At 76.1% G+C, this 19,933-nt stretch carries 8 protein-coding genes; 1 reads left to right on the top strand and 7 read right to left on the bottom strand.

Annotation, left to right across the window (positions count from 1 at the left end; translation table 11 throughout):
- Positions 1 to 239: 239 nt before the first annotated feature.
- The 3 genes from ACFVUH_RS21045 to ACFVUH_RS21035 all read right to left on the bottom strand — a co-directional run bounded on the left by ACFVUH_RS21045 (position 240) and on the right by ACFVUH_RS21035 (position 1,849).
- Positions 240 to 746 (bottom strand): hypothetical protein, encoded by a 507-nt coding sequence (locus ACFVUH_RS21045; RefSeq protein ID WP_387914857.1) that lies wholly within the window; start codon positions 744 to 746, stop codon positions 240 to 242.
- A 10-nt stretch (positions 747 to 756) separates the two neighbouring features.
- Positions 757 to 1,245, bottom strand: coding sequence for an NADAR family protein (locus ACFVUH_RS21040; protein WP_387914856.1), 489 nt, complete (start codon positions 1,243 to 1,245; stop codon positions 757 to 759).
- A 91-nt stretch (positions 1,246 to 1,336) separates the two neighbouring features.
- Positions 1,337 to 1,849: an AAA family ATPase gene (locus tag ACFVUH_RS21035; RefSeq protein ID WP_387914855.1), complete on the bottom strand. Its 513-nt coding sequence runs from the start codon at positions 1,847 to 1,849 to the stop codon at positions 1,337 to 1,339.
- A gap of 116 nt (positions 1,850 to 1,965) precedes the next feature.
- Here ACFVUH_RS21035 and ACFVUH_RS21030 point away from each other — a divergent pair, with 116 nt between their 5' ends.
- The gene (locus ACFVUH_RS21030) at positions 1,966 to 2,370 is read left to right on the top strand and encodes a hypothetical protein (RefSeq protein ID WP_387914854.1); all 405 of its coding nucleotides are present in this window, start codon (positions 1,966 to 1,968) and stop codon (positions 2,368 to 2,370) included.
- Positions 2,371 to 2,426: 56 nt separating this feature from the next.
- On the opposite strand, the gene ACFVUH_RS21025 is transcribed toward ACFVUH_RS21030, so the two are convergent.
- Genes ACFVUH_RS21025 through ACFVUH_RS21010 form a run of 4 tightly spaced genes read right to left on the bottom strand, consistent with a single transcriptional unit; the run spans position 2,427 to position 19,922 of the window.
- The gene (locus tag ACFVUH_RS21025; protein WP_387914853.1) at positions 2,427 to 2,654 is read right to left on the bottom strand and encodes an MbtH family protein; all 228 of its coding nucleotides are present in this window, start codon (positions 2,652 to 2,654) and stop codon (positions 2,427 to 2,429) included.
- Positions 2,655 to 2,683: 29 nt separating this feature from the next.
- Positions 2,684 to 3,427, bottom strand: a complete 744-nt coding sequence (fabG, locus tag ACFVUH_RS21020) for a 3-oxoacyl-ACP reductase FabG (RefSeq protein ID WP_355368216.1) — start codon at positions 3,425 to 3,427, stop codon at positions 2,684 to 2,686.
- Positions 3,424 to 14,073 carry an amino acid adenylation domain-containing protein gene (locus tag ACFVUH_RS21015; protein WP_387914852.1) on the bottom strand — a complete coding sequence of 3,550 codons (10,650 nt, stop codon included), beginning with the start codon at positions 14,071 to 14,073 and terminating at the stop codon, positions 3,424 to 3,426. The genes fabG and ACFVUH_RS21015 overlap by 4 nt, the downstream gene beginning before the upstream one ends.
- Positions 14,070 to 19,922 (bottom strand): SDR family NAD(P)-dependent oxidoreductase, encoded by a 5,853-nt coding sequence (locus tag ACFVUH_RS21010; RefSeq protein WP_387914851.1) that lies wholly within the window; start codon positions 19,920 to 19,922, stop codon positions 14,070 to 14,072. Before ACFVUH_RS21010 ends, ACFVUH_RS21015 begins: the two co-directional genes overlap by 4 nt.
- Positions 19,923 to 19,933 lie beyond the last annotated feature (11 nt).

Below are 19,933 nucleotides of genomic sequence, written 5' to 3'. Positions count from 1 at the left end.
GTGTCCCTCCGCCCGGCGCGCCGCCGGGCGGCGCCCAAGACCCAGGCCCTTTTCCCGGTTCTCCGGGGTGGGCGGGGCGGGCGCGTTCGATGTCGCGCCAGTACGTCTCGGCGTCGCGCGGGGCGGCCACGTCGCCGCACAGGATCGCGGTCCGCGCCCTGGCGGCGGCGGAACCGGCGGGTGTGAACACGGCGCGCAGGAGCTCGGTGAAGGCGGGCGGCAGCCGGGTGGGGCGGCCTTCAGGCGGGATGCGGCGACGGTGATGGTCCGGCCTCGACCACGACCTGCCGGAGCAGTTCGACGGGCTCGTCGCCCGGTTCCTCCCGGAGGAGTCCGTCGGCGCCGCGCACGCTGTACGGCCCCATGAGCCGGGTGTGGGCGGTGCTGGCGAGGAACCATCGGCCGGCGACCAGTGCCAGGGCGTAGTACGGATCCTGGGGGTCGACGTCGACGAGGGACGGGTGGGCGCCGCACAGGACGTCCAGGCCGAATCGTTCTCCGATGTGCTGCGCGAGGCGCAGGTCGGGGTGGGGTCCGAGGTCGAACGCGTGGACGTGCACCACGAGGCCGAGCGGCCACGCCGGATCCTCGGTGGGCTCCAGGCTCGCCCACAGGCTTCCGACGTCGTCCGGAACGTCGGCTCCGGGGGGCTGCACCACCAACTGCGCGCCAGGTGGGGCCAGTTCCACGAAGGTGGCGACCACGTCGGCCACGGTGAGCGCCCGCGACACGGTGATGCTGAACATGGTCGTCGGATCACCGTCGCCCGGGGGAACCGCCCCGACCGGGTCGGCCGGTTTCGGGGGGTTCGGCGCTCAACCGGCTGCGGGTGCGGACCAGGATCCGCCCGAGCATGTTCCTGCCGTTCCCGGTTCTGCCCCGGCCCCAGTAGTGGTCGGTGGTGGTGTCCTCGACGATCTCCTCGTCACCGGTGGACAGCAGGAGGGCGCGGATGTCGGCGTGCGCGCGGAACTTGGCGTCCACCGCGCGGCGCATCACGTCGTCCTTGACCCGTTCCCAGTCCCTCCGCAGAGGTCCGGACGGGTCGCGGCCGAGCTCCGCCGCCCGCAGCGGCGTGCTTGCGCGCCGGACGAGGTCCGCGTGGCGGGCGCCCTTGAACTTCTGTGCCTGGAAGTAGTGTTCCGAGCTCGGCCACCAGAACCCGTCGAGGTCGAAGCCGTGATCGGAGAAGTTCGAGAAGCATCCGTAGGGGACTTCGTCGGCGCCGTAGAAGTAGATCGTCAAGGGAACCTCGCAGGTGTCACGGACACCCGCACCGTGTCAGAGGGGCTCCGGCCGCCGCAAGCGGATTTGGCACACGGTCCGCCGTTGACGGTCAGGAGACCGCGGCCAGGTACGCCAGGGCCGTCGCGGTGTTCCGGGACGGGTCGAGCACGCTGTCCAGCACCAGCCGGTGGTCGGCCCACGGAGCGAACTCCTCCCGCCGCCGCTCCACCGCCTCCCAGGTCGGCTCGGGAAAGCCCTCGATCCCCCGCGACCGGCCCTGGAGCCGCCGGCGGTGCACCGCCGGATCCGAGCACACCACCTCGATGAACCTCACCGGCACGCCGCGGCGGGACGCCAGGGCGCGCCACTGCGCCCGAGCCTCCTCCACCGCGTTGACGGCGTCGACGATCACGCTCTGGCCCAGGGCCAGCACGCCGTCGGCCACGGTCTCGGCCACGACGTACGCGGCGAGGCCGGTCGGCTGGCTCCGCGTCACCCCCGCCCGCCACATCGCGGCCTCGATCGGGTCCACCGACACGACCGGAGCGGCCAGCTTCCGCCCCAACTCCTCGGCCACCGAACTCTTTCCCGCACCGGGCAGCCCGGCCATCGCGATCAGCACGGGCCCAGACTCGCACGCCCGGCCGACCGCCGCCGACGGAGGGGCCGGTGTCAGGTGATCGTCCGGGGCGACCCGGGCGGGACGGTCGGGTGGGCCGGGTCGTGGATGATCGGGGTGTGCTGGTGAAGACCGAGTCGGTGAGTACCGCGTTGCCGCCGCCGGGTCCGTCGGGGTTTCCGAGGGTCCGGGTGCACACGCCTGTCGGCAGCGCCACGGCGGTGTGGCGCGGTGGCGTGGAGGACGCGGTTGGCAGGCACCGCATCGAATGGGCCGTCGACGCGAACCTCCTCTGGGGCCGCAACACGTGGCCGGCCGAACTCGCCGAACCGGGGGTACGCGAGGAGGCCGGCCGGGTCGTCCTGCGAGGACGGCTCCGGCTGACCGGAGACGGCGCCGCTGTCCTTGAACTGGGCGACTCGCAGGTGCTGTTCGACGTCGGTTCACCGCCACCGCCGGACAGCGCCTGGGTGGAGATCGGCGTCGAAGTGGACAAGGTGGAGCTGTACCCCTACCTCCTCTGACCGCACATCGCCGGACGCCGGCCGAGCGGCGTCCGGCGATGTGCGGTGGAGGTGGGCTACCCCGCCGAGCCGGAGCCGGAGCCGGAGCCGGAGCGGGGGCGCAGGGACAGGGGGCGGAGGTCGGCCCAGTGGGTGTCGGTCCACGAGGCGCAGGCGTCCTCGGTGCCGGTGAAGCCGGTGGGGTGCCAGCCGGCGGGGGTGGGGAGGTGGGCGGGGTGGAGGGCGTGCTGGTCCTCGTCGTTGACCAGCACGGTCCAGTGGGCGGCGGCGGGGGAGTGGGACATCGGGGCTCCTGACGGCGGGGGGAGGACGGTCAGCGGAAGCCGCCGTCGATGCGGACGACCTCGCCGGTGAGGTAGCTCGCCCGGTCGGAGAGCAGGAAGGCCACCAGGTCGGCGACCTCCTCGGGGCGGCCGAGGCGGCGCAGCGCGACCTGGTCCAGGGACTGCTCGACGGCCTCCTCCGGCAGGTCGGCGACCAGGTCGGTGTCGATGTAGCCGGGGGCGACCACGTTGGCGCGGATGCCGTAGCGGCCGACCTCCTGGGCGAGCGAGCGGGTGAAGCCGATGATGCCGGCCTTGGTCGCCGCGTAGTTGGTCTGGCCGGGGTTGCCGCAGACCCCGGCGACCGAGGAGAGGGTGACGATGGCGCCGTGCCGGCGCAGCGCCATGCCGTCGATCACGGCGCGGCAGGCGTGGTAGACGCCGCTGAGGTTGACCTGCAGGACGTCCTGCCAGTCCTGGTCCTCCATCAGCAGCAGCGGGGTGTCGCGCAGGATCGCCGCCGAGGCGACCAGCGCGGTGACCGGGCCGAGGGCGTCCTCGGCGCCGTCGACCAGCTCGCGGACGGCGGCGGCGTCGGCGACGTCGGTGCGGCGGACGTAGGCGGCGCGGCCGAGGTCCCGCAGCTCCTTCTCCAGGGTGCGGGCGGACTCGGCGTCGCTGCTGTAGCACAGGGCGACGTCGTAGCCGTCCTCGGCCAGCCGCAGGGCGGTGGCGCGGCCGATGCCGCGGGTGCCGCCGGTGATCAGCGCGACGGGGGTGGCCGTGCGGTTCATCGGGTGCCTTCCGGTCGGGGGAGCGGGGAGGTCAGGACGCGGTGGCGCAGCTCGGTGAGCGGCAGGTCGGGGTGGCGGGTCAACAGGTCCAGCACGAGCGGCCACTGGCGCATCATGGCGGCCATCGAACGCGGGTCGACGCGGTCCGGCGCGTACAGCCACAGGCCGCGCAGTCCGGCCTCGGACTCGTGCATCATCAGGTAGAGGTCCGCGTTGTGCGGGCGCATCTCGGTGATCAGCTCCGGGATCACCTCGGCGTCGCCGACGTTGAGGTTCAGCGGCGCCGCGCTCAGACCGTGCAGGTCCAGCGGCTCGCCGGCGACGTTGAGCAGGTTGAACAGCAGCCGCAGCGGGTTGCGGTCCTCCCCGGCGTCCCGGCGCAGCCAGCGCAGCGGGACCTCCTGGTGCAGATGGGCGTCCAGGACGCCCGCGCGCACCGCGGTGACCAGGTCGCGCACGGTGGCGTCGTCGGCCGGGCGGGGGCGGACCACCACCGGGTTGATGAAGAAGCCGATCATCTGCTCGGTCTGCGGGTGCTCCCGGCCGGCCAGCGGGAAGCCCACCGCGAGATCGGCGTCGCTGTCCGCGTAGCTCTGCAGCAGCAGGTGGAAGGCGGACAGCAGCAGCATGAACAGGGTGGTGCCCTCGCGCTGCGCGGCCTCCTTCAGGGCCGCGGTGATCTCCGGCTCCAGTACGAAGCCGCTGGTGTAACCCTCGACGGCGTCGGCCTTCTGGTGCTCGGGCGCCTCGAAGCGCGGCAGCTCCGGCAGGTCGGCGAGCAGCCCCTCCCAGTGGGCGACGTGCTCGTCGAGCTCGCCGTCGGCCAGCCGCCGCCGCTGCCAGGCCGCCCAGTCCGGGTACTGGACGGCGGGCTCGGGCAGCCGGGGCTCGTGGCCCAGCACCCGGGCCGCGTACAGCTCGCGCAGTTCCCGGCCGAGCAGCGCGTACGACCACAGGTCGACCACGATGTGGTGCAGCACCAGCACCAGGACCCAGGTGTCCGGGCCGGTGGTGACCAGGGTGCCCCGCACCAGCGGGCCCTCGGCCAGCCGGAACGGGCGGTCCACCTCGGCCCCGACCAGCCGCCGCAGCGCCTCGGTCCTGGTCGCCGCGGGCTCGTCGCGCAGGTCCACGGCGGCCAGCGGCCAGCCACCGGACGGGTCGGTCAGCTGGTGCCAGGAGCCGGCGCCGTCCTCGGTGATCCGGGTGCGCAGTGCCTCGTGGCGGGCCACGATCGCGTCCAGGCTGTCGCGCAGCGCCGCCGGGTCGAGGGTGCCGGTCAGCACCGTCGCGGTGATGACGTTGTGGTGCGAGGCCTCCGGGTCGACCGGCTGGTGCATGATGTCCAGCTGGGCGAAGGAGAGCGGCACACCGCCGGTGCGGTCGGCCCGGGGGACGGCGCCGCCGCGAAGCGCGGGCCGGGCCCGGCGGGCCGGATGCCGTCGGGCCGCCGGGGGGCGGACGGGCGCCGGGCCGCCGGCGCCGGGCAGGGCGGCGCAGCTGCCGACGGCCGCGAGCGCGGCGAACCACAGCTCGGCCAGCTCGCGCACGGCGGGCTCGTCCAGCACCCCCTCCGCCCAGGTCCAGCCGGCCGCCAGGCGCGGGCCGTCGGGGCCGTCGTAGCTGACGGCGTTCAGCTCCACCGGGTGGGTCCGCAGCTCTGCCGGAGCGTCGGCCCCGCTGCCGGTGTCGGTGGCGCCCAGGGCGAGCGCCGCGTCGGCCGTGACCGGCGCCCAGGGGGTGTCCGGGCCGGTGCCGGCGAAGCGCCCGAGGTAGTTGAACGCCACCTGCGGGGCGGGCAGCGCGGCCAGCTCGGGGGCGGTCCGCGGGTTGAGGCGGCGCAGCAGGCCGTGGCCGAGCCCGTCGCCGGGCAGGTCGGCCAGCTGCTCCCTGATCCGGACCACGGCGGCGGCCAGTTCGGGCCCCGCGTTCTCGACCGACGGCCAGCCGAGCGGGCCGGCGGCGAGCCGCACCGGCTGCACGCTGGTGAACCAGCCCACGGTGCGGGACAGGTCGACGCCCTCGGCGAGGTCCTCCTGGCGGCCGTGGTTCTCCACGGCGACCAGGACCCCGCCGTCGGGCGCGCCGTGCGGGGCGCGGCGGCGGCGCCACTCCTCCAAGGCGATGCCGAACGCCGCCAGCAGCACCTCCTGCACACCGGTGTGGAAGGCACCGGGGGCGGCGGCGAGCAGCGGGGCGGTGGACTCGGGCGGCAGCGTGAGGACCAGCCGGCCGGTGCCCCCGGACGGCCCGGCGGCATCCGGGATCAGCGCCGGGGTGTCAGCCAACAGGCCTTGCCAGGAGGGAAGTTCGGCCAGACGGTGCGGATCTGCGGCCTCCTCGGCCAGCAGCTCGGCCCAGCGGCGCACCGAGGTGCCCACCGGGGCCAGCACCACCGGCCGGTCCGCCAGCACCGCCTCGCCCGCGGCCCGAAGGTCCGGCAGCAGGATCCGCCAGGAGACCCCGTCCACCACCAGGTGGTGCAGCACCAGCAGCAGCCGCCCGGGCCCGTGCGGCCCGGCGTCCAGCCAGACCGCCTGGAGCATCACCCCGGCCCGCGGGTCCAGCCGGCGCCGGGCGGCGGCGGCCTGGCGGGCGGTCAGCGCCCGCAGCTCGGCCGCGTCCAGGCCCTCGGCGTCGACCCGCAGCAGGTGGTCGGCGACCCGCACCGAGCCGGCCGGTCCGGCGTGCAGCACCCAGCGGCCGTCCGCCCGGGCGGCCAGCCGGGAGCGCAGCACGTCGTGGTGGTCGACCAGCGCCTGCAGCACGGCGGCCAGCCGCGGCAGGTCCAGCTCCCCGCCCGGTGGTACGGCGAGCACCGCCTGCTGGCTGAACTCATCGATGGGAACGTCCAGTTCGCGCAGCCACTCGGTGATCGGGGTGGGGCCGATCTCGCCCGTCCCGAGGTCCTCGACGCCCGCCGCGTCCTGCGCGGGCACGGCCACCGACGCGAGCGCGGCCACCGACGGGTGGGCGAACACGTCGCGCGCGCCGATCACCAGCCCGGCCGTCCGCGCCTGCGAGACCACCTGGATCGCCTGGATGCTGTCGCCGCCCAGGTCGAAGAAGCTGTCCCCGGTCCCGACCTCCGGCAGGCCCAGCACCTCGGCGTAGATCGCGCACAGCGCCTCCTCGGCGGGGGTGCGCGGAGCGTCGGAGCCGGTGGCCGCGGTGAACTCGGGCGCCGGCAGCCGGTCCCGGTCCACCTTGCCGTTGGCGGTGAGCGGCAGCTCCGCCAGCACCACCACCGCGGCCGGGACCAGGTACGGCGGGAGCTGCGCGGCCAGCGCGGCCCGTACCGCCGCCGGGTCCGGCGCCGCCCCCGGACGGGGGACGACGTAGCCGACCAGGGCGCGCCGGCCCGGCTGGTCCTCCCGGACCGCCGCCACCGCCTGGGCCGCCTCCGGCAGCGCGGACAGCGCCGACTCGATCTCGCCCAGCTCGATCCGGAAGCCGCGGACCTTCACCTGGTGGTCGGTGCGGCCGAGGAAGTCCAGCTGCCCGTCCGCCCGCCACCGCACCAGGTCCCCGGTGCGGTACATCCGCTCCCCGGGCGGCCCGTACGGGTCCGGCAGGAAGCGGCGGGCCGTCAGACCGGGCCGGCCCAGATAACCGCGGGCCAGCCCGGCGCCCGCCACGAACAGCTCGCCGGGCACCCCGGGCGGCACCAGGCGCAGCTCGTCGTCCAGCACGTACACCCGGGCGCCCGGGATCGGCCGGCCCACCGGCGGGACGCCGTCGCCGGGCACCAGCGGCCCGGTCAGGGTGGCGCACACCGTGGTCTCGGTCGGCCCGTAGGCGTTGACCATCCGCCGGTCGGCCGACCAGCGGTCGGCCAGCGCGGCCGGGCAGGACTCGCCCGCCACCACCAGCGACAGCCCGGTCGGCAGCCCGCCCTCCGGCACGGCGGCCAGCACGCTCGGCGGCAGCGTCACATTGGTGACGCCGTACCGCTCGCAGGTGCGGGTCAGCGGCTCGCCCGGGAGCAGCTCCTCCTTCGGGACGACGACCAGCGCGGCGCCGGTCAGCAGCGCGTCGCAGCGCTCGGCCACCGAGGCGTCGAAGCTCGGCGAGGCGAACTGCAGCACCCGGGCGCCCTCGTCCAGGCCGAAGCCCTCGGCCTGCGCCGCGACCAGGCCCGGGATGCCGGTGTGGGTGACCACGACACCCTTGGGGGTGCCGGTGGAACCCGAGGTGTAGATGACGTACGCCGCGTTCGCCGGGCTCAGCGGCCCGCTGCGGTCGGCGTCCGTCGGCGCGGTCGCGGGGTGCCCGGCGAGCTCGGCCGCCACCTCCGGCCCGTCCAGCACCAGCACCGGGACTTCGCCCGGCGCCAGCGCGCCGACCGACCGCCCGTCCGTCAGCAGCAGCACCGGGCGGGCGTCCTCCAGCAGGAAGGCGATCCGCTGCGCCGGGTAGTCCGGGTCCACCGGCAGGTAGGCGGAGCCCGCCTTGACCACGGCCAGCATCGCCACCACCGAGGCGGCCGAGCGCGCCAGCGCCACCGCCACCGGCCGCTCCGGGCCCGCGCCGCGGGCGATCAGCAGCCGGGCCAGCCGGTTGGCCTCCGCGTCCAGCCGCGCGTACGTCAGCTCCCGCTCGGCGTCCAGCACCGCGAGCCGCTCCGGGGTGCGGGCCACCTGCGCCTCGAACAGCTCCGGCAGGGTGGCGGAGGGCAGCGCACGCGAAGCCCCGTTCCAGCCGGTCAGCAGCCGCTGCCGCTCCTCGGGGTCGAGCAGCTCGACCTCGCCGATCGGCAGCCCGGGTGCCGCGCAGACCGCCAGCAGCATCCGGCGCAGCCGCTCGGCCAGCAGCTCCACGGTGGCCGGGTCGAAGACGTCGGCGTTGTACTCGATCACCCCGTCGATCCCGGCCGGGGCGCCGTCGCCCGGGGTGCGGCGGCCGGTCAGTGAGAACACCAGGTCCATCCGGGCGCCGCCGGTGTCCACCGGCAGGACCTCCTCACGCAGGCCCGGCAGGCCGAGCACCGCGTCGGGGACGTTCTGCCAGGCCAGCATCACCTGGAACAGCGGGTGGTGGGCGGTGGAGCGGGCCGGCCGCAGGGCGTCCACCAGGAACTCGAACGGCACCTCCTGGTGGGCGTAGGCGTCCAGGCCGCGCTCGCGGACCTGTGCCAGCAGCTCCCGGAAGGTCGGGCGCCCGGCGGCGGAGACGCGCAGCACCAGGGTGTTGACGAAGAAGCCGATCAGTTCCTCGGTGGCGGCGTCGGTGCGTCCGGCGACGGTCGCCCCGACCGGGACGTCCTCCCCGGCGCCCAGCCGGTGCAGCAGTGCGGCCAGCGCGGCGTGCACGACCATGAACTCGCTGGCGTCGTGCGCCCGGGCGAGCCCGGCGACGGCGGCGTGCAGCCCGGCGTCCCAGCGCAGCGCCACGGTGCCGCCGCGCCGGCTCGGCCCGGCCGGGTGCGGTCGGTCGACGGGCAGCGCGATCCGCTCCGGCAGGCCGTCCAGTGCCTGCCGCCAGTAGGCGAGTTGACGGTTCCAGGTGCTGTCCGGGTCGTCCTGGTCGCCGAGCAGCCGGCGCTGCCACAGCGTGTAGTCGGCGTACTGCACCGGCAGCGGCGCCCAGCGCGGCCGGCGGCCGTCGCGGCGGGCGGCGTAGGCGACGGCCAGGTCGCGCCCGAGCAGGGCGACGGACCAGCCGTCGGCGGCGATGTGGTGCACCACCAGGACCAGGGTGTGCCGCTCCGGGCCGTGCACCAGCAGCTCGGCGTGCACCGGGAGTTCCCGGACCAGGTCGAAGCGGTGGCGGGCGGCGGCCAGCACGGCCGGCGCCGCGTCCGCCTCGGGCACCTCGGTGACGGCCGGCGCGGCCTGCCCGGCGGCGGGGCCGAGCACGTGCTGGCGCGGGACGCCGGCGGTGTCGGGGAAGACGGTGCGCAGCGCCTCGTGCCGCTCGACCACGTCGGCGAGCGCGGAACGCAGCGCGGCGGTGTCCAGCGGGCCGCTCAGGCGGACCGCCATCGGGATGTTGTAGGTGGCGGACGGGCCCTCCAGCCGGTCCAGGAACCAGAGCCGGCGCTGGGCGAAGGAGAGCGGCAGCTCGTCGGGCCGGGCCTCGGGCGCCAGTTCGGGGCGCGGCGGCGCGGCGCCGTCACCCCCGGGGCCGCCGCCGGCCAGGTGGCGGGCCAGCCCGGCCACCGTCGGGGTCTCGAACAGCGCCCGGACCTGCACCTCGGCGCCCAGCGCGGAGCGGATCTGGGAGACCAGCCGGGTGGCGAGCAGCGAGTGGCCGCCCAGGTCGAAGAAACTGTCGTGGACGCCGACCGCGGGCACCCCGAGCACCTTGGCGAACAGCGCGCACAGCGCCTCCTCGCGCTCGTCGCGCGGGGCGACGTACGCGGCGGCGAGGTCGCGGCGCTCGCCGTCGGGGGCGGGCAGCGCCTTGCGGTCGGTCTTGCCGTTGGGGGTCAGCGGCAGGGCGTCGAGCAGGACGTAGGCGGAGGGGACCATGTAGCCGGGCAGCCGTTCGGCCAGGGCGGCGCGCAGCACCGGGACGAGCCGGCGGGTCAGCCGACGGCGGGTGCCGCTGACGTGGCGGCCCCAGTCGGGCTCCTGCGGCGGGACCTCGGCGAGGCGCGGCAGGGCATGGACGGGCGTGCCGTCGGCGCCGGTGCGGCGGGCGACGAGGGTGAGCGCGCCGTCGGGGCCGTGGCCGGACCAGTCGAGGTCGATCCGGTAGCCGGTGGCCTCGCCGAGCGCCCACAGCTGCTCGGGGTCCACGGCGTCCGGGCGCTCGGTGGGCGGGGTGCCGGCCGCCGCCGGCTGCCCGAGGGTGTCGGCGAGGTCGCGCAGCCGGGCGTTGGGCACCGCGCGGACGGCCAGCAGCGCGGGCCGTCCGGTGGCCAGCCGCTCGCGCAGCGCCTCCACGGTCAGGCCCTCGGCCGTCCAGTCCAGCCAGGCGGGGGCGGGCTCGGGGGCGGGCCGGCCGGTGGTGAGCACGACGTCGTAGCGGAAGCGGGTCAGCTCGTTGGCGGCGGCGGCCCGCTTGGGCAGCACCCGGACCTCGGTGATCGCCGGGAAGCGCCGGGGCAGGGCGGTGAACAGCTCCGGGTCGAAGACGAGTTCCTCGTCCTCCTCCGTCCGGCGGCGCACCCGGGCGAGCAACTCGGCGGCGGGCAGGCCCGGTTCGGCGTGCGCCTCCTGCACCGAGAGATGGAACGCCGACAGCAGCGGCAGGCTGCGGATGTCACCGAGGAACAGCGAGCCGCCCGGGGCGAGGCGGGCCAGCGCGCCCTCGACGACCCGCAGCAGGTAGCGCTCGTCCGGGAAGTACTGGACCACCGAGTTGAGCACGACGACGTCGAAGAGCCGCTCGGGCAGCCGGTCGAGCCGGTCGGCCGGGCAGGCGTGCAGGGCGACCTCGCCGAAGGCGCCGGCGGCGGCGTCGACCACCGTGCGCAGGCCGTCCAGGGCGACCTCGGAGATGTCGGTGCCCCAGTACCGCTCGGTGTGCGGGGCGACCCGCTGGAGGATCAGGCCGGTGCCGCAGCCGATCTCCAGCACCGAGCGCGGGAGCAGGTCCAGCACCCGTTCGGCGGTGCGGTCGGCCCACTCGCGCATCTCCCCGGCCGGGATCGGCTCGCCGGTGTAGCTGCTGTTCCACCCGCGCAGGTCCTCGCCGGGGATCCCGGCAACGGCAACGGCAAGGGCAGCTGCGGCGGGGGCCTCCGGGGCGTCCTCCGGCTCGTCGTAGGCGGTGTCCCAGATCCGGCGCCACTCGTCGACCTGGTCGGTCCACTCCTCGGCCGGGCCGCCGCCGCCGTCGCTGTCGACGCCGTCGGCGGCCGGCACCACGTACGCCACCAGCCGCTGGTCCCCGGGCACGTCCTCGCGCACCGTCACCACCGCGTGGCCGACCTCCGGGCGGGCGGCCAGCTCGCTCTCGATCTCGCCCAGCTCGATCCGGAAGCCGCGCAGCTTCACCTGGTGGTCCAGCCGCCCCAGGAACTCGATGCCCCCGCCGCGGCGTCGGCGCACCAGGTCCCCGGTGCGGTAGAGGCGCGCCGCCGGGTCCGGGTCGAACGGGTGCCGCACGAACCGGTCCGCCGTCAGCTCCGGCCGGCCCAGGTAGCCCCGGGCCAGGCCGGCGCCGCCGATGCACAGCTCCCCGGGCACCCCGGGCGGCACCAGCCGGCCCCGCTCGTCCAGCACGTGCAGCTCGGTGTTGGCGATCGGCGCGCCGATCGAGACCGGGCCCTCGCCGACCTCGGCCACCGCCGACCAGATGGTGGTCTCGGTCGGCCCGTACATGTTCCACAGCTCCATGCCGCCGGCCAGCAGCCGCCGTGCCAGTCCGTCCGGCAGCGCCTCGCCGCCGGCCAGCACCTTCAGGCCCGGCGCGCCCCGCCAGCCCGCGTCCAGCAGCATCCGCCAGGTGGACGGGGTGGCCTGCATCACGCTCGCCCCGGAGGAGGCCAGCAGCCGCGCCAGCCGCTCGCCGTCGGCGGCCGCGGCGCGCTCGGCGACCACCACCCGGGCGCCCTCCACCAGCGGCAGCAGCAGCTCCAGCAGCGAGATGTCGAAGGAGTGGGTGGTGACGGCGAGCAGGGTGTCCTCGGCCGTGAGGCCCGGCCGCTCGCCCATCGAGCGCAGGAAGTTGGTCAGCGCCCGGTGCGGGACCTGCACGCCCTTCGGCCGCCCGGTCGAGCCCGAGGTGTAGATGACGTAGGCGAGGTCCGCCGGGTCCACCGGCGCGCCCGGGTCGCCGGCCGGCTCGGCGGCGAGCTCCGCGCTCAGCTCGTCCAGGCAGAGCACCTCGGCGCCGGACGCGGGCAGCCGCTCGGCCACTGGCCGCTGGGTGAGCAGCACCGGCAGCCCGGAGTCGGCCAGCATGAAGGCGATCCGCTCCGGCGGGAACTCCGGGTCCAGCGGGACGAACGCGCCGCCGGCCCTGAGCACCGCCAGCAGTGCCACCACCAGGTCCACCGAGCGCTCGGTGCAGACGCCCACCAGGACGTCCCGGCCGACGCCGTGCCGCCGCAGCCGGTGCGCCAGCCGGGCGGAGCGGTCGTCCAGCTCGGCGTAGCTCAGCGCATCGGCGCCGCAGCGCACCGCCTCGGCCTGCGGGGTGCGGGCGGCCTGCTCGGCGAAGCGGTGGTGCACCGGTCCCGGCCCGGGCCACTCCCGGCGGGTGTCGTTCCCGCGCTCGCGCAGCTCCCGCTCCTCGTCGGCCGAGAGCAGCGGCAGCTCGCCGACCGGGCGGTCCGGGTCGGCGAGCAGCCGCTCCACCAGCAGCCGCAGATGGCCGGCGAGCTGGTCGACGGTGGCCGCCTCGAACAGGTCGCTGTTGTACTCGAAGCGGCCGTTCAGGCCCTCCGGGCGGTCGAAGACCTGCAGCTCCAGGTCGAAGCGGGCGGTGCTGCTCGCCACCTCCATCGGCTCCAGGTGCAGTCCCGCCACCTCGAAGGAGGGCATCGCGATGTTCTGGTAGACGAAGGAGACCTGGAACACCGGGGTGCGGGAGAGGTCGCGCTGCGGGTGCAGCTCCTCCACCAGCCGCTCGAACGGCAGCTCCTGGTGGGCGAAGGCACCCAGGCAGACCGGCCGCACCCGGGCCAGCAGCTCCCGGAAGGACGGCGCTCCCGACAGGTCGGTGCGCAGCGCCAGCATGTTGGCGAAGTAGCCGATCAGCCGCTCGACCTCGGGGCGGCCCCGGTTGGCGACCGGCACCCCGACGACGACGTCCTCCTCCCGGCTGTAGCGGTGCAGCAGCACCTGGAAGGCCGCGAGCATCGTCATGAACGGGGTGACGCCCTCGGCCCGACTGAACTCCCGCACCCGGTCCATCAGTTCGGCGGAGAGCGCGAACGGGCGGGAGCCGCCGCGGGTGGTCCGCACAGCCGGCCGGGGCCGGTCGGCGGGCAGCTCCAGGGCGACCGGGGCCCCGGCGAGCGCCTCGGTCCAGTACGCGAGGTCGCCCGCCGCCCCGTCGCCCTCCAGCCGCTTGCGCTGCCAGACCGCGTAGTCGGCGTACTGCACCGGTAGCTCGGGCAGCGTGGCCTCGGTGCCGCCGGCGTAGCCGCCGTAGAGCGCGACGAGTTCGTCCAGGAACACCGAGGTGGACCAGAGGTCGCCGGCGATGTGGTGGATGGTCAGCAGCAGGACGTGCTCGTCGGCGGCGAGGCGCAGGAAGCGCATCCGCACCAGCGGGCCGGTGGCCAGGTCGAACGGGCGGGCGAACTCCTCCCGGGCCAGGGCCTGCACGCCCTCCTCGCCGTCCGGCCCGGCCAGGTGCTCGCAGCGGACGACGGCGAACTCCGGCTCGGCGCCCTCGGTGACCACCTGCACCGGCTCGCCGTCCACCTCGCGGAAGGTGGTGCGCAGCGCCTCGTGGCGGCGGGCGATGGCGGAGACGGCGCGCCGCCACAGCTCCAGGTCGAGCGGGCCGCGGATCCGGGTGGCGCCGCAGACGTTGTAGGCGGTGTCGCCGGGCGTCAGCTGGTCCAGGAACCACATCCGCTGCTGCGGGAAGGAGGCGGGGAAGCGGTGCCGGCGCGGGCGGGCGGCGGCCTGCTTGCGGCGCAGGCGCTCGGCGAGCAGGGCCCGCTTCTCGGCGGCGGACAGGGCCGACGGGTCGGGGGTGGTCATCGCGGGTCCGTCCTCGTGAGTGTCGCGGGTGCTCATTCCTGGTCCCCCAGGTCGGTGGACTCCTCGGCGAGCAGGGCCTGGAGCCGGGCCTCCACCTCGTCGTCGGACAGGCCGTCCAGGTCGTCCAGGTCGTCGAGCCCGTCCAGGGCGGCCGGCCCGGCCAGGTCGGCCGCGGCGTCCGGGCCGTCCGGGTCGTCCGGCGCTTCGAGGCCGTGGAGCTCGACGGAATCGTCCCGGCTCAGGGCCTCGATGGCCTCCCCGCGGTCGCCGCCGCCGGCTCCGGCCAGCAGCCGGACGGTGTGCGCGACGGTGGGGGAGTGGAAGAAGTCCCGCAGGTCGAGTTCGGTCCCGAAGCGGCTCTGGATCCGGGTGTTGATCTGCACGGCCGCCAGCGAGTGGCCGCCCAGGGCGAAGAAGTCGTCGTCCACGCCGACCTCCTCGACGCCCAGCACCTCCCGCCAGAGCGCGGCGACGGCCTCCTCCTGCTCGGTGGCCGGCGCCACGAACGGGGTCGCCAGGTCCGGGCGCGGGTGGCTGCCGCCCAGCGGCGCCAGCTGCTCCAGCTCCCGGGCCAGCAGCTCCGGGGTGATCGAGCGGGCCAGCCGGCGCAGCGCGTCGAAGTCCTGCGGGGTGACGACCAGGTGGGCCGGCAGCTCGGCCTGCGCCAGCACCCGGGCGAAGGCCGCCCGGCCGTCCGGCTCGCCGAAGCCCTCGCCGAGCGCCGCGAGCACCCCGGTGGCCTCCGGCCGCGGGGCGTCGTCGGCGGTGTCGCCGCCCGCCGACTCGGCCTCCGCGACGGTCTGCGCGATCTGCTCCAGCAGCGCGTCCACGTCGTTGATCCGCTTGACCGTGAAGTCGGTCACCCGCACCAGCAACCGGCCGTCCGGGTCAAGGAGTTCGAGATCGCAGCTGAGGGTCTCGCCGGTCGACCCGGCCGGGTGCCGGATCTCCACCGCGACGTGCACGGTGCCGGTCAGCGGGTACAGGATCCGCAGGGAGCGGTAGGTCAGCGGCAGGTAGTACGGGTCCTCGGCGTGCAGCCGGAAGACGCCGCCGGCCATGTCGAGCAGCGCCGGGTGCAGCGGGTAGGCCTCCAGGTCGGCGAGGAAGGCGTCGTCCAGCCGCAGGGTGGCGAGCATCCGCCGCCCGCCGGTGCGGATCGTCTCCAGCACCTGCCAGCGCGGCCCGAACCAGAACTGCAGCGGTCCGCCGCCCTCCTCGAAGCGCTCCACGCCGAGCCGGCTGCGGATCTCCGCCTCGGTCGACAGCACCTCGGTCACCTCGCAGCGGGCCTCCACCTCGGCCAGGTCGCGCACCGTGTCCGGGCCGCGCTCGTGGAACGACGCCGAGCCGGTGGCGTGCTCGCGCCAGGGCGCGCCCTCGGCGGGGCGGCTGCGGACGGTGAACCGGGTGCGGCCCTCGTGCTCCTCAGCCGTGGTGTACACCGTCCGGTGCTGCCCGTCGGGGACGATCACCGGCGTCATGAACAGCACGTCGTGCAGCTCCGTCTCGCGCCCGCCGGCCTGCCCGGCCAGCGCGGCGCGGACCAGTTCCAGGTAGGCGGTGCCCGGCACCAGGCCGTGGCCCATCAGCCGGTGGTCGTCGACGATCCAGCTGTCCGCGGTGGACAGCACCGTCTCGTAGACCCGGGTGGTGCCCTCGGAGCGGACCAGCCGCAGCAGCGGGTGCCCGGTCTCCGCCCCGGCGGCGCCCGGCCGGGCGGTGAGTCCGGCGGCCATGCCGACGCCCTCCCAGGTGCCCCAGCCGAGCGAGGTCACCGGGCGGCCCTGCGCGCGCCGCCACTGGGCGAAGGCGTCCAGGAAGGCGTTGGCCGCGCCGTAGTCGCTCTGGCCGGGCCCGCCCAGGACGGCGCTGACCGAGGAGCAGAGCAGCAGGAAGTCCAGCGGGTCGTCCGCGCAGAGCCGGTCCAGCAGCAGGGTGCCGACGGTCTTCGCCGCCAGCACGCCGTCCGCCTCGGCCGGCGTGCGGCGGGCCAGCATCCCGGCCGACGGTGCCCCGGCGGCGTGCACGACGCCGTTCAACGGGCCGAACCGCTCGCGCAGCTCGGCCAGCCGGGCGGCCAGCCCCGACTCGTCGGTGACGTCGGCGCGCAGCACCGCGATCCGGGCGCCGCGCTCGCGCAGCCCGGCGAGCCGGCGGATCCGGACGCTGGTCGGGTCCTGCTCGCCGTGCGTCTCCAGCCAGTCCGGCCAGGCGTCCTCGGCGGGGAAGTCGGAGCGGCCGAGCAGACCGAGGACGGGCGCCTCACAGCCCTGGGCCAGCTGTTCGGCGAGGGCCAGGCCGACGCCGCCGAGCCCGCCGGTGACCAGGTAGACGCCGCCGTCGCGCAGCTGCGCCGGGCTGTCGGCCGCCGGGTCGGCGTCGGCCAGCGGCAGGGCGTCGAAATCGCGGACCCACCAGTGCCGTCCGCGCAGGGCGAGTTCGCGCTCGTCCGGGTCGCGCAGCAGCAGCGCGTGCAGGGCGCGCACCGCCTCCTCGGCCGGGGCGTCGGGGTCGGTGCCGGTGAGGTCCAGCAGCCGGCAGTCGACGTCCGGCAGCTCCTGCGGGACGACCGTGCAGGGGCCGGTCAGCAGCGCCTGCTCGGGGCGCAGCGGCTCCTCGCCGGTGACGGCGTGCACGCCCCGGCAGAGCACGTCGACGGTGACCGGCAGGCCGGGGCGGGCGTCCTCGACGGCCTGGGCGAGGGCGCTCAGGCTGTCCAGGCCGAGCCGGCGGGCCGCCGCCAGCCGCGCCTCGTCCAGGACGTGGCCGGCCGACGTGCCGTCGGTCGTGCCGCCGGTCGGGCCGTCGGGCGCGTCGTCGGCGAGGCTGAAGGCGTGCACCAGCCGAAGCGAGCCGGCGCTGCGGAGGTCGAGCGCGCCGAGCAGCTCGGCGAGCTGCGCGCGATCGGCCGGGTCCAGCGTCCAGGAGTGCTCGCCGCGGGCGAGCAGCGCGGGGACGCGCAGCCCGTCGCTGCGCGCGGAGCCGTCGTCGGCGCCGACCCGGACCACGGCGGCGCCCTGCCCGGCGAGGCGGTCGGCCAGGGCGGCACCGAGGCCGGTGCCGTCGCCGAGCACCACCCAGAGCGGCTCGCCCTCGCGCACCGGACGCCCGGCGGCCGGGGCGAGGCGCTTCCAGCCCGGCGTGCGGAACCAGTCCTCGACCGGCACCGGTCCGGCCGGCCGCTGCGCCACGGCGGCGGTGCCCCGGTCCGGCTCGACCCAGTAGCGCTCGCGCTGGAAGGCGTAGCCGGGCAGCCGCAGCACGCGGCCGGTGGCGGGCCCGAGCACGGCGGGGTCGACGGTCACCCCGGCGCTCCACAGCGCGCCCAGCGCCCGGGCGAGCCGCACCCGGTCGTCCTCGCGCTCGTGCGGGTGCCGCAGCGAGGTGACCACCGTGCGGCCCTCCTGCCAGGCGTGGTGGCGGCGGACGAAGTCGCCGAGGGTGTGCCCGGGGCCGACCTCCAGCAGGACCCGGGACGGGTCGGCCAGCAGCAGCGCGGCGGCGTCGGCGAACCGGACGGGCGCGCGCAGGTGGCGGCCCCAGTACTCGGGGCTGGTCGCCTCCTCGTCGGTGATCCAGGTGCCGGTGACGTTGGAGCAGAACGGGATCCGCGGCGGGTGCAGCCGCACCGCGCGGACCGCCTCGACCAGCGGGCCGACCGCGCCGTCCATGGCGGCGGAGTGGAAGGCGTGCGAGGTGTGCAGCCGGCGGCAGGGGACGCCGGCGGCCTTGAGCCGCAGCTCCAGGCCGTCCACCGCCCCGGCCGGGCCGGAGACCACGCTCAGCTCGCTGGAGTTGACGGCCGCCACCGCGAGGTCCGGGTCCTCGCCGAGCCAGGGCGCGAGGTCCCGCTCGGCCAGGAACACGGTGAGCATCGACCCGGTGGGCATCGCCTGGACCAGCCGGCCCCGGGCGGCCACCAGCCGCACCGCGTCCTCCAGCGAGAACACGCCCGCCAGGCAGGCCGCGACGTACTCGCCGACGCTGTGGCCGGCCATGGCGTCCGGCCGCACGCCCCGGGCCTCCCACTGCCGGGCCAGCGCGTACTCGACCAGGAACAGCGCCGGCTGGGCGAACTCGGTGCGGGTCAGCCGCTCCTCGGCGGCCTCGGCCGCGCCGGGGGCGGGGAACAGCAGCGCGCGCGGGTCCTCGCCGAGCTCGGCGGCGAACAGTTCGGCGGCGCGGTCGAGTTCGGCGGTGAACACCGGCTCGCGGCGGTACAGGCCGCGGGCCATGTCGACGTACTGGGTGCCCTGACCGGGGAAGAGGAAGGCGACCGGGGCCCGGTCGGCGGCCTCGGCCGTACCGGCGGCGGTGACGGCGCGCAGCGCGGCCACGGTCCGCGCCCGGTCGAGGCCGACCACCGCGTGGCGCCGGTCGAAGGCGCGCCGGTGGTGGGCCAGGGTGTGGGCGAGGTCGGCCAGGGGCGTGGCGGGGTGCGCCTCCAGGTGGTCGGCGAGCCGCCGGGCGCCCTCGGCGAGGGCCTGCGCGCTCCGCGCGGACAGCGGCAGCAGGACGGGGGCGCCGTCCTCCTCGGACACCGGCGGCGCGGACGGCGCGGGATCGGGGTCCGGGCCCTCCTCCAGGACGAGGTGCACATTGGTGCCGCCGATGCCGAAGGAGCTGACCCCCGCCCGGCGCGGACCGCCGCCGCGCGGCCACGGCCGCAGCCGGTCGTTGACGAAGAACGGGCCGGACTCCAGGTCGAGTTCGGGGTTGGGCTTGGTGAAGTGCAGCGACGGCGGGATCGCCTCCTGCCGCAGCGCCAGCACCGCCTTGATCAGCGCGGCGACCCCGGCGGCGGCGTCCAGGTGGCCGATGTTGCTCTTCACCGAGCCGATCGCGCAGTAGCCGGTGGCGTCGGTGGACTCCCGGAACGCCCGGGTGAGCGCGGCGAGTTCGATCGGGTCGCCGAGCGCGGTGCCGGTGCCGTGCGCCTCCACGTAGCCCACCGAGTCGGCCGTCACGCCGGCCATCGCCAGCGCCTCGGCGATCACCGCGGCCTGGCCGTCGATGCTCGGCGCGGTGTACCCGGCCTTCAGCGAGCCGTCGTTGTTGACCGCCGAGCCGAGCACCACCGCGTCCACGGTGTCGCCGTCACGGCGGGCGTCGGCCAGCCGGCGCAGCACCACCACGCCGGCGCCGTTGCCCGGCACCGTCCCGCCCGCCGCCGCGTCGAACGGCCGGCAGTGGCCGTCGGGGGAGAGGATGCCGCCCGGCTCGTACGCGTAGCCCTGCTCCAGCGGCGAGCCGATCGACACGCCGCCCGCCAGCGCGATGTCGCACTCGCCGTTGAGCAGGCTCTGGCAGGCCAGGTGGACGGCGGTCAGCGAGGTGGAGCAGGCGGTCTGCACGCTGAGCGCCGGGCCGGTCAGGCCGAGCTTGTAGGCGACCCGGGTGGCCAGGAAGTCCTTGTCGGAGGCGAGCAGCGTCTGGTACGGGCCCGCCGAGTCGAAGACCCGCCGGTTGGCCGTCACATTGTGCAGCAGAAAGGTGTTCATGCCGGATCCGGCGAACACCCCGATCCGCCCCTCGAACGCCTCCGGCACGCAGCCGGCGGACTCCAGCGCCTCCCAGGCGCACTCCAGGAAGACCCGGTGCTGCGGGTCCATGATCTCGGCCTCGCGCGGGTTGTAGCCGAAGAACGCCGCGTCGAAGCGGTCGGCGCCCTCCAGCACCCCCTTGGCCCGTACGTAGCCGTCCCGGCCGGACACCTCGGGGTCCACCCCGGACGCCCGGAGCCCCTCCTCGGAGAGCGCGGCGATCGACTCCCGGCCCTCCTCCAGGTTCCTCCAGAAGGTGTCGACGTCGGGGGCGCCGGGGAAGCGGCCGGCCATCCCGACGATGGCGATCTGGTCGAGTTCTTCGGACATCTCCGGCATCGGGGTCTCCT

The sequence above is a fragment of the Kitasatospora sp. NPDC058032 genome, assembly GCF_042885845.1.
Classification (GTDB): domain Bacteria; phylum Actinomycetota; class Actinomycetes; order Streptomycetales; family Streptomycetaceae; genus Kitasatospora.
The sequence above is the reverse complement of the archived record's forward strand: the minus strand, read 5'-3'. Positions and strand labels throughout refer to the sequence as shown.